Annotated in this window: 15 protein-coding genes and 1 pseudogene; 5 read left to right on the top strand and 11 right to left on the bottom strand. The window is 47.9% G+C overall.

The window, feature by feature from the left end:
- Nucleotides 1-16 precede the first annotated feature (16 nt).
- On the top strand, nucleotides 17-469 hold the full coding sequence (locus ACJJI3_RS18500; RefSeq protein WP_282930894.1) for a phosphate-starvation-inducible PsiE family protein: 453 nt from the start codon (nucleotides 17-19) through the stop codon (nucleotides 467-469).
- 62 nt (nucleotides 470-531) lie between these two features.
- Here ACJJI3_RS18500 and ACJJI3_RS18495 read toward each other — a convergent pair whose 3' ends face one another.
- The 6 genes from ACJJI3_RS18495 to ACJJI3_RS18470 form a co-directional block, all read right to left on the bottom strand.
- Complete coding sequence (locus tag ACJJI3_RS18495; protein ID WP_444892256.1) at nucleotides 532-1290, bottom strand: TerC family protein; 759 nt, start codon at nucleotides 1288-1290, stop codon at nucleotides 532-534.
- An 89-nt stretch (nucleotides 1291-1379) separates the two neighbouring features.
- Nucleotides 1380-1766 (bottom strand): SpoIIAA family protein, encoded by a 387-nt coding sequence (locus ACJJI3_RS18490; RefSeq protein ID WP_444940518.1) that lies wholly within the window; start codon nucleotides 1764-1766, stop codon nucleotides 1380-1382.
- Nucleotides 1767-1907: 141 nt separating this feature from the next.
- On the bottom strand, nucleotides 1908-2399 hold the full coding sequence (locus tag ACJJI3_RS18485) for a VOC family protein (RefSeq protein WP_444940517.1): 492 nt from the start codon (nucleotides 2397-2399) through the stop codon (nucleotides 1908-1910).
- Nucleotides 2341-2652, bottom strand: a complete 312-nt coding sequence (locus ACJJI3_RS18480) for a putative signal transducing protein (protein WP_444895823.1) — start codon at nucleotides 2650-2652, stop codon at nucleotides 2341-2343. Before ACJJI3_RS18480 ends, ACJJI3_RS18485 begins: the two co-directional genes overlap by 59 nt.
- 96 nt (nucleotides 2653-2748) lie before the next feature.
- The gene (locus tag ACJJI3_RS18475) at nucleotides 2749-3147 is read right to left on the bottom strand and encodes a hypothetical protein (protein WP_444940516.1); all 399 of its coding nucleotides are present in this window, start codon (nucleotides 3145-3147) and stop codon (nucleotides 2749-2751) included.
- Nucleotides 3148-3491: 344 nt separating this feature from the next.
- Nucleotides 3492-4028 (bottom strand): hypothetical protein, encoded by a 537-nt coding sequence (locus ACJJI3_RS18470; protein ID WP_444940515.1) that lies wholly within the window; start codon nucleotides 4026-4028, stop codon nucleotides 3492-3494.
- Between the two features lie 240 nt (nucleotides 4029-4268).
- Here ACJJI3_RS18470 and ACJJI3_RS18465 point away from each other — a divergent pair, with 240 nt between their 5' ends.
- Complete coding sequence (locus ACJJI3_RS18465; RefSeq protein WP_444940514.1) at nucleotides 4269-4649, top strand: IS1/IS1595 family N-terminal zinc-binding domain-containing protein; 381 nt, start codon at nucleotides 4269-4271, stop codon at nucleotides 4647-4649.
- 59 nt (nucleotides 4650-4708) lie between these two features.
- Nucleotides 4709-5128 (top strand): annotated as a pseudogene (locus ACJJI3_RS18460) (transposase); the annotation flags it as partial.
- A gap of 172 nt (nucleotides 5129-5300) precedes the next feature.
- Here the strand turns inward: ACJJI3_RS18460 and ACJJI3_RS18455 are convergent.
- From ACJJI3_RS18455 to ACJJI3_RS18435, 5 genes are all read right to left on the bottom strand, one after another.
- Nucleotides 5301-5933 carry a hypothetical protein gene (locus ACJJI3_RS18455; protein WP_444940513.1) on the bottom strand — a complete coding sequence of 211 codons (633 nt, stop codon included), beginning with the start codon at nucleotides 5931-5933 and terminating at the stop codon, nucleotides 5301-5303.
- 657 nt (nucleotides 5934-6590) lie between these two features.
- Complete coding sequence (locus ACJJI3_RS18450; RefSeq protein WP_444940512.1) at nucleotides 6591-7208, bottom strand: hypothetical protein; 618 nt, start codon at nucleotides 7206-7208, stop codon at nucleotides 6591-6593.
- A gap of 609 nt (nucleotides 7209-7817) precedes the next feature.
- Nucleotides 7818-8303 (bottom strand): hypothetical protein, encoded by a 486-nt coding sequence (locus ACJJI3_RS18445; protein WP_444940511.1) that lies wholly within the window; start codon nucleotides 8301-8303, stop codon nucleotides 7818-7820.
- A gap of 217 nt (nucleotides 8304-8520) precedes the next feature.
- Nucleotides 8521-10029 carry an aldehyde dehydrogenase gene (locus ACJJI3_RS18440; protein WP_444940510.1) on the bottom strand — a complete coding sequence of 503 codons (1509 nt, stop codon included), beginning with the start codon at nucleotides 10027-10029 and terminating at the stop codon, nucleotides 8521-8523.
- Nucleotides 10030-10113: 84 nt separating this feature from the next.
- A complete protein-coding gene (locus ACJJI3_RS18435) occupies nucleotides 10114-10776 on the bottom strand; it encodes a fumarylacetoacetate hydrolase family protein (RefSeq protein ID WP_444918466.1) in 663 nt (220 codons plus the stop codon).
- A 150-nt stretch (nucleotides 10777-10926) separates the two neighbouring features.
- Here ACJJI3_RS18435 and serA point away from each other — a divergent pair, with 150 nt between their 5' ends.
- Both serA and rarD read left to right on the top strand, forming a co-directional pair.
- Nucleotides 10927-12174: a phosphoglycerate dehydrogenase gene (serA, locus tag ACJJI3_RS18430; protein ID WP_444940509.1), complete on the top strand. Its 1248-nt coding sequence runs from the start codon at nucleotides 10927-10929 to the stop codon at nucleotides 12172-12174.
- Nucleotides 12175-12374: 200 nt separating this feature from the next.
- Nucleotides 12375-13283 carry an EamA family transporter RarD gene (gene rarD, locus ACJJI3_RS18425; protein ID WP_444940508.1) on the top strand — a complete coding sequence of 303 codons (909 nt, stop codon included), beginning with the start codon at nucleotides 12375-12377 and terminating at the stop codon, nucleotides 13281-13283.
- Nucleotides 13284-13322: the final 39 nt, after the last annotated feature.

Raw genomic sequence — 13322 nt, 5'->3', positions numbered from 1 at the left:
TAACGAGAAGTAAGGCATGGACAGCCCAGAAGAAAAAACTTCGATTACAGATAAGGCAATTCACAACTACTATCGAAAATTTGAAAGCCTGATTGCCTTAATTTTGACTTTTATTATTGTTGTAATCGTAATAGTCGCGATCAGTCGATTGGGATATTCTGTATACAATATGTTACTGGTGGGCATGCAGGACCCTCTGGACCACAAAGTATTTCAAACAATATTTGGCGAGATTATTACTTTACTGATTGCACTGGAATTTAGCCATACACTTCAATATGTAGTTACACGTCAACAGAGTATTATTCAAACCAAAGTTGTCGTACTTATTGCTATTTTGGCTTTATCCAGAAAATTTATTATTTTAGATCTGGATAAGGTCAATGCTGGCGAACTTTTGGGATTATCTACTGCCACTCTCGCGCTGGGCCTTACTTACTTAATATTGAAGCTTAAAAATAGTAACTAAGGGTACTATTGCAAACCAGACAGTAATCCGGGGTGGAGGAACACCTCCACCCTCTCACTATATTAACTATCTTCACGTAGAGCGTGATGTAACCTTACCGGTGGGGTCTTACGGACTTTCTTGCTGCGCATACGCAAATTGAGGAACTCCACAGCCATTGAAAACGCCATGGCAAAGTAGATATATCCCTTAGGTACATGGACATCAAACCCTTCAACCACCAGAGTTAAGCCCACCATAATTAAGAAGGATAGTGCCAGCATTTTCACAGTAGGATGACGATCAACAAAATCCCCGATTGGTTTAGCCGCTACCAACATAACGATTACCGCCAGAATAATCGCTATTGCCATGATTGAGATCTCGTCGACCAATCCGACAGCGGTAATTACAGAATCCAAGGAAAAGACAATATCCAATAGTGCAATTTGTAGTAGCACCATCCAAAATCCCGCACTACCGAGAGAGGATGCACTCTCCTCCTCGCCCTCGAGACTATTGTGAATTTCATGGGTAGCTTTAGCGATTAGGAACAGCCCTCCGCCAACCAAAATAATATCGCGACCTGAAATTTCCATGCCATAGATGCTAAATAGTGGCTCGACCAAGCCCATAATCCATACAATAGAGAAAAGCAGAGCCAACCGGGTCACCATTGCCAGGGTAAGACCAATAAAGCGCGCGGGCTCTCTCTGTTTTGGAGGCAACCGTCCAACCAAAATGGAGATAAAGATAATATTATCGATGCCCAGCACTATCTCCAGCGCCGCCAACGTGGCCAATGCTATCCAGGCCTCAGGGCTGGCTATCCACTCAAACATACGGTCTAATCCTTATATAATTTATTATTTAATAAGCCTTTAATGGACAAATACTTTATTTTTCTATTCTGGCTTTATCACTTCAAAATCTAGGTATCTTCCTCCAGCCAAGTTTTCGCCTCAGTTTCTGATTCAAATGTTCGATATTCACCACCAATAAACCAGCTACCTACTTTTCCGGCGACTTTTAGCCAGCGTTTATCTGAAAGTACGGCAACCCGGTTAAACTCCCGGCCGTATTCAATACCCAACTTAAAATCATCCCAAGCCGCCCGAGGCTCCCACCCCTCCAATTCTCGAGCATCCATAAATACATTTATTTTTGGGTGCTCAACTTTTTCTATTGCTGCGGTTAACATTGGTACCATTGTTTCGTAATCATCATGGGTCAACTTACCACGGGCCTTCACAGTAAGGAAAATATAATCGGATTTCTGTTCCAAACCGATAGACACACCATGGGACGTAACAGCCATAAGACACCTGTAAATCTTTTACGAATTATCACTACATAATCCATACTTTAGTCATCGAAAAAGCCATGAATTCATGAGTTAAGATAAAAAGATCATATTAATTGAAAGGTGATAGATTTAAGTATTTGAATAGCTACTCTCTTACAAGCTGATAGTATCAGAACCACTGCCATTAAACTGTACCAGACAGAACTCATTTCCAAAGGGGTCAGTTAATGAAGACTTAACTCCCCATTTTTTTTGCTGGATTTCACCCTGTATCTGTCCACCAGCATCGACCACCTGCTCTATTGCCAGAAGCAAATCCTCTACAACAATATCCATATTTACCGGCGTCCAGTGCCGATCATAGCTACCTATATTTTTTTTACTGTTTATCGGCCAGATCCCCGAATCCCTTTGCTGTAGAAATATAGGCACAGTGCCACCGAGCATCTCAATCATATCCGTTCCCAGGCGGCGACCTTCGTAGAGGCCAAATGCATCTCGATAAAAATTGATCGCCCGGTTTAAGTCATCGACATCAATGTTGAGAAGTACTTGCATTGTGATATGCGACCCACAAAACTCCGCTTTAGTCAGCTCCTGCTGGCTTGGGTTCTCCACATTGCCAGCAGTAATCAAAAGCTGCACCGTTATCTTCCCCACATGCCTGGCAGAACCAGCTATTCGAATCCACCTCAGCCTCAGCCAGGACCTGTCGGGCTCGCTCCAAATCGCGGTCACGCTCTAACCATAATTCTGGCCAAACCTGGTTGGGGGCTAATTCACCAGTAGCCCCCTGGGCATATTCATTTTTTAATCGTGTTTTTATTCCCGCAACTTCAAGTCGACTCTTTGCCAACTCAACCAACAAGCGGTTTTCATGGGTATAAATAAGTTTCATAATTGGGCCGCACAAATATCAGGAATCCCCAGATTACACAGCTATTAATCTGCAAACAAACCCGGTTTCTGCCAAGCCGGCAATCCCTGAAAATTCTCAGCGCACACCGATCAAACCACAATTTTCATATTCACAGTATTTCTCTTCTCCAACCGTAATGATCTCCAGAATAGACTCTACGGAGTCAACTGCTGAACGGCTGTTCAATAGAATTCTGCCTGAGCGATTGGCAATATATTCAAGGACAACTTTTCCTTTTCTATTACGATGCTCAGCAATTTTCTGCCCTTTTCTGACTTGATCACCACGATTGACAAATAGCCTGATCCACTCTCTTTGCCTCTGCTTGAGATTGTTATTGTGAGACATACTCGTATAAATTTTTTCTGCGCTAACAAGCCCTGCTATTTCGCCAAAAATTGGCACTTTTTCAGCATGGGCATAGGTCGCACCAATGGCACTTAAAGCCACAAATAGAACGGTAGTTTTGTTCAAATCAGCACCCCTACACGCTATAAAACTCGTGAACTGGAATACTCATATCCTGAAAATGTCGCCCCAAGCTTTTCTCAGGGCAATAAGTTAGGTATAGCTGACTAGATAATTCACGCCAGATAATTCTCGAAGCACCTATCAGTCAGCTAAGGCGGAGGCGGAGGCGGAGGCGGAGGCGGAGGCGGAGGCGGAGGCGGCAAATCTTGCAGTCTGCCCAATTTATCGGCCTATTTGTGTTTAGTTTACGAATTAGTGGACAAGCGGTATATCAACCCTACTTATCCACTCACTTAGGCGAGTTGCTATGGTGCAAAAGAGCTAAACACTCTGCTTGTGAATTATTTTTAGAACTTGAATCCCTGCTCTTGATATTTCTTCGTAAGCTCGAAACGATCTATCATCTTCCCTGTCTTATCGGGTATCAACTCCACTGTTACAGTTTCTGGTTCTGCAGTGCTATCTGCTGGAGCTTCAGACCTACCTGCTGGAGCTTCAGACCTACCTGCTGGAGCTTCAGGCCTACCTGCTGGAGCTTCAGGCCTACCTGCTGGAGCTTCAGACCTACCTGCTGGAGCTTCAGACCTACCTGCTGGAGCTTTATCAACCACTGTTGCGACTGGGGGAGTAACCCCCTCAGGTATATCTACCGCAATGGCTTTAGGTATATCACCCTCCTTTACCAAAATAGCTTCAGGTATAGGAACTTCCTTCTTCTGCGGGGTCAAACCCAGCTTTTTCGCAAGCAACTGTTTTCCTTTATCGAGCAGCGGTCCTATTTTTCTGGGTCGGGTATTGCCTCTATCCCGTTGATTTTCAACCCGACCGGTTAGCTCTTGTCGATTAGTAGTGCTAGCACCATTAACATTTATGCCATTGCTCATTCTTATCTTCCTGCGGTTAACTCAGTATAAATGTCCACCCAGTCACATCCTAGTTTTATTTATCTATCAAGTCTTTCAATTTTGGCTTTTTATGGATTCCGGGGAGTTCAATATTTGAGACATCATCAATAGAATTAGTAGCCGAATGTCTGTAAAAACAGACTCATGATTAAATTTCACAATCGCCTTGAGAATGCAAAATGCTACGAACAGAGACGATAGTATCGCTGGTCCGACGGGGTGTGTTGCCCTCATTGTTTGAGCCAGGATGTTATCCGACAAGGAAAGGATGATACACAACCTGAGAAGCACCGATATCGCTGTAAAGGTTGTCAGCGGCGTTTTGATGACCTGACGTTATCAGTCTTTTCAGGGTGCCACCAGCCTTTAAAGGCCTGGGTACATTGCCTATACCTCATGTTATTGAATTTATCCAAGTTACAGGTTAGTAAAGAGTTCGATCTGAACAAAGATGATGTTCAGAAAATGACACTGCAGCTCAGGAAAGCCGTTTGTAACAAAGCTCCCGATATCTCCCTTGAGGGGGAGGTAGAGTGTAACGAGGTCTATATTGTTGCGGGCCATAAAAGGCGGCCTGAAGCAGTTAAAAAAAGGCCGTAGAAGGCAACGGAACCGACTGGGAGACGCTTGAGGGTGAGGTACTCTGGAAAAGGAAAAGCGCCCCCATTTTTGGCATGGTCCAGAGAGGTGGGCAGGTTGCAATACGTATGCTTGAAAATGTAGAGCAAGCAACGATTCAACCACTCATTGAAAACACTATCGCTTCAGGTACTTTGGTCTACACGGATGAATATAATATTTATGACCATTTAGAGGAGTGGGGTGATGTCCACAAATCTGTTTGCTATAGTGCGGGCGAGTATGCCTGGGACGAGAATAGTGACGGCTTTCATGAAGTTCATGTTAATACCTTGGAGGGTTTCTGGTCATTGTTACGATCCTGGCTATGCCCGCGCCCTCTCCGGGGTCTATCGCAAGAGAAACTTCCGTTATATCTTAGCTTCTTTGAGTGCCTGCACAATCTAAGACGCTGGGGGAAGCTGGCCATTCCTGGACTATTTATTTTGTTGTTGGGGTAGCTCCCCAGAATCCATAAAGAGCCCATTTTTTACGCAGGTCCTTTTATTAAAAAGAACCTGTCGTTCCTAGCTTGTTTCTTGGGGTTCGGCAGTCTGGCGAGGAGCCTGTTTAATTTGCCAGTAGTTTCACTGCTTTTTCTGGTAGAGAATATTCATTACTTTCTCAGAAAGTTCACTGGAGGCCTCTATTTGGATTGTTGATAGGCTTGTCGGTTTTTTCGCGATATAAAATTTTCTTTAGCTCATCGGTAAGTTGGCTTGGGGCTCCATCCTTGAGGAACTCCTCTAGCTCTTCACTAATTTTTCTTGAGTCTTGGATGCTAAGTAAATTATTTATATCCCGGCTCAACTCTGTACCTGATTCCTCATGATGCCCTAGTGTAGAAACCGATAGGTTCCTCTTTCTATTGTCTAATCTATCCTTTGCCCCCCCCTCGCCGGCAACTTCCGCCAAAGGTATATTTTTTCGATTTTCTGTCGATAAATCACCGGTATTAATGGCCTCTGCAAGAGGGATAGTGCTGGAAGTTTCCGGGGTTGAATCCCTCCTGATATTAGCGTCGCGCCCAATATTTGGCTGTGATGGCCTGCCAATAGCAGAGATTTTGCTGGGGCTTGGGGATGTTTCTTTTGAGCGCTCCAGACCTAGCTTATTTGCAAAACGGCCCTTGAGAGCATTAAAATTTTTCCGCAAACGTTGTGAGCCTTTGGCATTTCTATTGTGTGAATTTTCAGCCTGATGATGTGATGCGCTATCAGGACGTGACGATGACGATGACGATGACGATGGAAGTTTAGGGGGCATTCTTTATACTCCAAGATTGCTTAGGTTAGCTGGTGTGTTGGCACTGAGACTTATAGAAAGGGTTTAGTGCCTGAATTTCTCTTCTCTTAAGGAATCTCTGAACAACTCTGCAATTCTCCAGGCCTGTCCTATTAGGCTTAGTTGCTACTGTGGTGGAGCCTTTCAGGCTGGCAGCAATTCATTTTGGCTTTTTTATTTTTCAACATTAATGGTGTGCTCCAGTCCACCTTTGTTAACTCATTCCGATCCAGGCTGGTTTAGATTTACAGTATGTATCCGGCACATAAAGTGACTTACTTACCGCCGCTACCAGCGCTGCATAAAATTACCAATGGTATGACGGTATCATCGCCAAAATAGTTATTTCCCCCAACAGAGCCGGCATATATCGCTGGACATAGAGTGGGCGCGCCCCTGCTTATTTGGCATTCCCATATTAACCAGGTATGCCGCTTTCTCTTGAAACAATACTTCCCGCAGTTTTAGCCGGGTGACTTTGGAACTTACATCCCCACTCGTTACTTATCACCAGTCTGGCGCAGCTCCAGGCTGGTGATAAATTAGGTTTCGCTGTGATTCTATTCCTACAAGCTCAAGATTCCAGCGTTCTAAAACTGGCCGGAGTGTTGTTAGAGCTGCACATAAAAAAATGGGTTATTAGTGCTTCTCTTTAAATCCTTTCTTGAGCCCTGGCGGCAGGTCAAAGTATTTCTGGGGGCCCTCACCAACTACGTTAGCCTCACGTGCACCTTCTGCTCCAGCCTCACCGCGCTTCACTTTAAATTTTGTCGTCATCTCCTTCGGTTGGGTGTAGTAATTCTTGGGGCGCTCACCAACTACCTTAGCCACAAGTGAACCTTTTGCTCCAGCCTCACTAGAATCGACAGTCTCAGCTTTCGGGATATTAGTTCCGGAAGCTTCTTCAGTTACAAGTTTTGCAACTGAAGAACCAGCGTCATCCGCACTTGTAAACTCTGCCTCAGGGATATCATCAGATACATCCGCAGGATTGCCAGCGTCGCCAGGTTGCTCAACCAAGGGGTGGGAGCCAGGCGTTCGCGGCGCAAAGCCGGGCACTATACGTGCAGGTGTGGGCGTTTCCCCCCTCTGCTGAGTAAAGCCCAACTTCTTGGCAAGTACCTGCCTTCCCTTCGCGAGCATCGCTCCTATTCTTCCGAGCCGGGCCTTGCCTCTATCCCGTTGATTTTCAACCCCTCCAGCTCGCTCTTGCCGAATAGCCGCGCTAGAGCCATTAAGCTTTACGCCATCGCTCATTTTTATCCTCCTATGATCAACTTATAGGTGTACTAAAGGACTGGCTCCGCAGCCCCCAGAGAAATATGTCAGAGCTGTCCAGGCACTGCCTAGTACCTATTAAAAAATTTAATTAAAAGATCTACTCAGCCGCAGCCTAATCTAATTTAACTATCCAGTCTTTCAAGTTTGGCTTTTTCATTTTGAGGCTTAATCATAGATCGTCAATTCACCGCTAAAGAATGCACTCAAATCGGTCCAGGTAGACCCAAGTAACTTATACTGGCAATCCATGTCCAAACAAAGGCGACATATATCACGGACCATACCCCGGCCATGGCCCTGATTATTTGGTATTTATATATTAACCAGATACGCCGCTTTCTTTCAGAGCAATACTTCAAACTGTTTAACCGGGTAATCCTGGAGCTTAGGGCCCTATTGACCATTTATCGATAATTTAAAGTACGCCAGACTTGCAATAAAACGGGCCTCGCTGTGGCTGTAGCCTTATAGCTTGGAATTCCAATTTTCTAAAACTGACTGGAGTGTTATTGAAGCCTCAAACAAAAAATTGGTTATCACTCATTCTTAAATCCCATATTTCTCTTCGCCGGCACCTTGAAGGAATTATTGATTATTAATAGTCCCTGCTTGTGTAGTATTTACTGGAGGATTCTCAGGAACAGGCTCCAAAACAGGAACCTCATCAATGTTAACCGCAGGTGCCGCCACAGGTATAGCCACAGGTATAGCCACAGGTGCAGGTGCAGGTGCAGGTGCAGGTGCAGGTGCAGGTGCAGGTGCAGGTGCAGGTACTGCCACTGGAATCGCACCCTGCGGAGCAGCTGGCAGAATTAAAACAGCCTGCACCAGGGGGATATTATTAAGGGCAGGGGGATGTACATTAGGTGGCTGTATATTTGTAGGTGCAGGAGGCTCATCTCTCCGAGGGGTAAAGCCCAGCCTATTTGCAAATGTCTGTTTCTCACTAGAGCGCATCGATCCTATTCTTCCGAATTGGGTATTGGCTCCATCTCGTTGATTTGCAACCCGACCGATTCGCTGTTGCTGAATAACAGTGCTGGAACTGCCAACATTTAAGCCACCACTCATTCTTATCTTCCTATGATTTACCAGTAGATGTGCCTTGATGGCCCAGAGATATTTTATGGTGTTGTACAGATATTCTTTACAGCCTATTGAACAGGTTCAATAGGCTATGTTTATTTACTCACAGCCTAACCTTATTCAATAGGCCTGTCTTTCAATTTTTATTTCTTTTTTTTATTTTTTGGGCCTAATTGCAGAGTACCAATACGCCGCTAAAGAACTAACTCAAATCAATCCAGGTGGATTTAAGTTCACAGTACTTATCCAGCGCGTGTAGCGACTTATCGCGGCCGTTTCCAGACTGCTTAAAACCACCAAATGGTACGGTGATATCACCGCCAAAATAGTTATTGACCCAAACAGAGCCGGCGTATATATCCCGGGCCATACGGTGGGCACGACCCAGGTTATTGGTCCAGATACCCGCCGCCAGGCCGTAGATTGAGTCATTGGCTATGGCGAGTGCTTCTTCCTCTGTCTCGAACTCGATAACAGACAGCACCGGGCCAAAGATTTCTTCACGGGCGATCGTCATATCGCCGGTGACACCGCGAAATACCGTTGGCTCATAGTAGTAACCGCCTGCTACTTCATCTACCGGTTTGCCGCCGCAAACCAATTGGGCACCCTGCTCCAGGCCCTTGGCCACGTAAAATTCAACCGTATCAAATTGGCTGCGGTCGATCAGGGCACCCATACGGGTATTTGGGTTTTGCGGATGCCCGGGCTTAAAGCACTCTGCCGCTTTAGCCACCTTTTGAATAAATTCATCGGCAATAGATTTTTCAACCAGCAGACGCGATCCGGCGGTGCAGGTCTCCCCCTGGTTGTAGAAAATGGCCAGGGCCGCTGCTTCTGCCGCCTTATCCAGATCTGCATCGGCAAATACAATATTCGGGCTTTTACCGCCGAGCTCAAGGAAAGTACGCTTGAGGTTGGACTGACCTGAGTACTCGGTCAGGGTTTTGCCTACTTCGGTAGAACCTGTAAAGGTCAGGCAATCGATATCCATATGCAGGCCCAAGGCTTTACCCAAGCTACTTCCCGGTCCCGGTAGCACATTTAACACGCCATCCGGCAGGCCCGCTTCCTTAGCCAGGCCCGCCAGCTTAATCGCTGTCAGCGGTGTGTTAGACGCGGGCTTCAGAATAACGCTGTTGCCGGTGGCCAGGGCCGGCCCCAGTTTCCAGGCGGTGGTGGATAAAGGGAAGTTCCAGGGCACAATGGCGGCCACCACCCCCAGGGGCATACGGGTAACCAAGCCCAGCTCGCCGGGGCCGGTCGGGGCCACTTCATCGTAAATCTTGTCGATTGCTTCACCGCTCCAGCGAATCGTAGTGGCCGCTCCAGGGACATCCACGGCCATGGTATCGCCAATCGGCTTACCCGCATCGAGGCTCTCGAGCAGGGCAATTTCCACCAGATTCTCTTCAATCAGCTCTGCAAAGCGCACCATAATTTTTTTGCGCTGCATTGGCGGCATTTTCGACCAAACGCCAGACTCGAAGGTTTCCCGAGCCACCTTTACCACCAAGTCCGCGTCATTTGGACCACAACTGGCAATTTGCGCCAGCTCTTCACCATTTGCGGGATTAAAAGTGGCGCGAGTTTCACCGGAGAGGGCATCGACATAGCTGCCATTGATAAAGGCACGGCCCTCGATTTTCAGTGAGGCCGCCAGAGCCTGCCATTCCTGCAGGTTTTGGGGGACATTATTTTTCGCTGACATGACACACCTCATTTAATTTGGAGATAGTTTTCCCGGTTATATCGAAAATGTGATCACAAATCAAAGGGCTGAAGTCATTCTAAACTAAGCCACCTGCGTTTCCACACGCAGCCAATCATCTTCCAACTGCATCGCCAGATTATCGCCGTGGTGTAATTCGCCCACTCCCGCCGGTGTGCCCGTCAAAACCACATCACCGGGTTCGAGCGTAAAGTAACTGCTGACATAGGCCACCAGATCGAGAATTGGTGTCAGCATATTTTCGGTTTTACCCTGCTGGCGCAGTTCACCGTTCAGCCATAGGGAATAGCTGAGCTTGTCCCAGTCCGGCAACCAATCGAGTTTCACAAAGGGAGAAAGAGGGCATGACTTATCGAACCCCTTGGCCTTTTCCCAAGGATGTCCCGCTTTTTTCAGCTTCGCTTGGAGGTCGCGCAAAGTTAAATCCAGGGAGAGGCCCAAGCCAGCAATGGCCCCAGGGACTTCTGCCACGTTGGCATTACTCAAGCGCTTACCAATCAACAGGGCAAGCTCCCCTTCAAAGTGGCAACTGCCGCGCCCCGCTGGTAAATGGATGGTTTCTACCATAGGTACCGCGGCTGTTGCCGGCTTAATAAATAGCAGGGGTTCTTCTGGCACCGGATTATTTAACTCCGCCGCGTGGTCTGCGTAATTGCGCCCCACACAGACAACCTTCCCCAAACCAAACGGTACTTCACTGCCACAGGTAAATTGATGTTGGTACATAGATAAACAAGATAGTTAGGATAGAAATTTCGAATAAAGCCTTGGAGGCTGCATGTGCTATGATCGCGCCTTCGCCAAAATTGCGGCACCCCCGAAGAAGTGATCTAAGCACTTTGCACCTGTTATTCGCACTCAGTGAAGAGATAGTTTATGGCTCCGCACAGTTCCGATCAAAAGAAGTCCCTGCAAAAAGATAAAATCCGCATCCTGTTGCTGGAGGGCGTACACCAGTCCGCCGTCGACTTACTCAGCTCCCGAGGCTACACCAATGTGGAGTACCTCAAGACCTCCCTGCCTGAAGATCAATTGATCGAGAAAATTGCCGATGCGCACTTTATCGGTATTCGCTCGCGTACCCAGTTAACCCGCAAAGTGTTGGAACATGCGTCCAAACTGATAGCCGTAGGCTGTTTTTGCATCGGCACCAATCAGGTGGATTTACAGGCGGCGACGGAACTGGGTATCGCGGTATTTAATGCACCCTACTCCAACACTCGCAGCGTTGCCGAGCTGATTATTGCAGAAACTATTTTTATGCTGCGCGGTATTCCAGAGAAAAACGCAGTGTGTCATCGCGGCGGTTGGCAGAAGTCAGCGGTGGGCTCATATGAGGCCCGTGGCAAAACCCTGGGCATTATCGGCTACGGCGCTATCGGCTCCCAGGTTTCTGTTATGGCCGAAGCTATCGGGATGCGAGTCAGGTTCTACGATGTGATTACCAAGTTGCCGCTGGGCAATGCCACCCAAGTAAACTCACTACCGGAATTGTTGGCGGAATCCGATGTGGTCTCCCTGCATGTTCCAGAGTTGCCTTCCACCAAAATGATGATGGGCGCCGAGCAAATCGCGCAGATGAAGCCCGGCAGTATTCTCCTCAACGCCTCTCGCGGCACTGTGGTAGATATTGATGCCCTGGCAGAAGCACTAAAGAGCAATCACCTGGCCGGTGCGGCAATCGATGTCTTCCCGGTTGAGCCCCGTGGCAACAGCGACGAATTCGTCTCTCCCCTACGCGGAATCGATAAGGCGCTGCTGACCCCTCACGTAGGTGGCTCCACTGTGGAGGCCCAGGAGAATATCGGTACAGAAGTATCGGAGAAACTTGCTCACTACTCCGATAACGGCACCACCACCAGCTCTGTGAACTTCCCGGAAGTAGCACTGCCCGGTCACCTGGATACCCACCGCCTGCTGCATATTCACAAGAATGTGCCCGGTGTACTGAGCGCTATCAACCAGGTGTTCTCAGAAAATGCCATCAATATCTCCGCACAGTTCCTGCAAACCAATGAGACAGTGGGCTATGTAGTGATCGATGTGGACGCTGAGTATTCTGATCTGGCACTGGAAAAATTGAAGAGTATCCCCGGCACCCTGCGCTGCCGCGTGCTTTTCTAAGCCTTTCGGTCGTTGGCGGGTACCCACAAATACCCGCCAACGACACGCCAATCGGAGCCTTCCTCGCGGTAAAAAAGATTGATCCCCCCTGGCCACCGCTTCTACAATGGCCAAACCTATTCTTTTGCTTCAGGCCCAGGTGACCACATCCACGTGCCACCCCTGAATCAAAACCAGAGTTATCCACAGCAGGTGCTTCCTTGCGTAGTAATGATTCCGCCTCAACCGGCCTTCTCGCCGGGATTTCCGCCTTCCTCATTTGGGGGCTGGCGCCACTGTACTTCAATAAATTACGGGATATCCCCGCTGCGGAAATCCTTGCCCACCGCAGTATCTGGTCGCTGGTGCTCGCTATTGGTATTCTGCTGGTTGTACGCAAAATGCCGGATTTTCTGGCAACCCTGCGCGATGGCAAGAAGATGCGGATGCTGGCCCTGACCACGGTATTGATCGGCAGTAACTGGCTGGTGTTTATCTGGGCGATCAATAACGGCCTTTTGATCAATGGCAGCCTGGGTTACTACATCAACCCACTGATCAATATTTTGCTGGGGGTCCTGTTCCTGGGTGAAAAACTGCGGCGACTGCAATGGATCGCTGTAGCGCTGGCCGCTACCGGCATTGCCTATGAGCTTTGGCAGTTTGGTCACGTACCGATTATAGCCCTGTGCCTGGCCTTCTCCTTTGCCCTATACGGTTTGGCCCGCAAGAAAGCCCCAGTGGAAAGCCTTACCGGCCTCGCGGTGGAAACTCTCTTTATATTGCCAGTGGCCTTGATCTACCTGTTTTGGAGCGACAGCCCCACCAGCAATTTGCTGAACAACAGCCTGGAGTTAAACAGCCTGCTGCTCTTTGCCGGCCCCATTACCCTGGTTCCCCTGCTGCTGTTTACGATCGCCGCGCGCAGGCTCAACTTATCCACACTGGGCTTCCTGCAATACATCGGTCCCACACTGATGCTGGTGGTCGCCACCCAGGTATTGGGCGAATCTTTCAGCGAAGAAAAGCTCACCACCTTTATGTTTGTTTGGCTGGGGCTAGCGCTCTACTCTATCGATGCATTGGCACAGCGGAGAAAGCTGCATCTACAAGGTAAAGCTGCGCTTTAACGGTAAAACCTGTGTAAAAATGGCCGCCTAAATTAACCG

It is taken from the genome of Microbulbifer maximicatervae (SeqCode), from assembly GCF_052466985.1.
The sequence above is the reverse complement of the archived record's forward strand: the minus strand, read 5'-3'. Positions and strand labels throughout refer to the sequence as shown.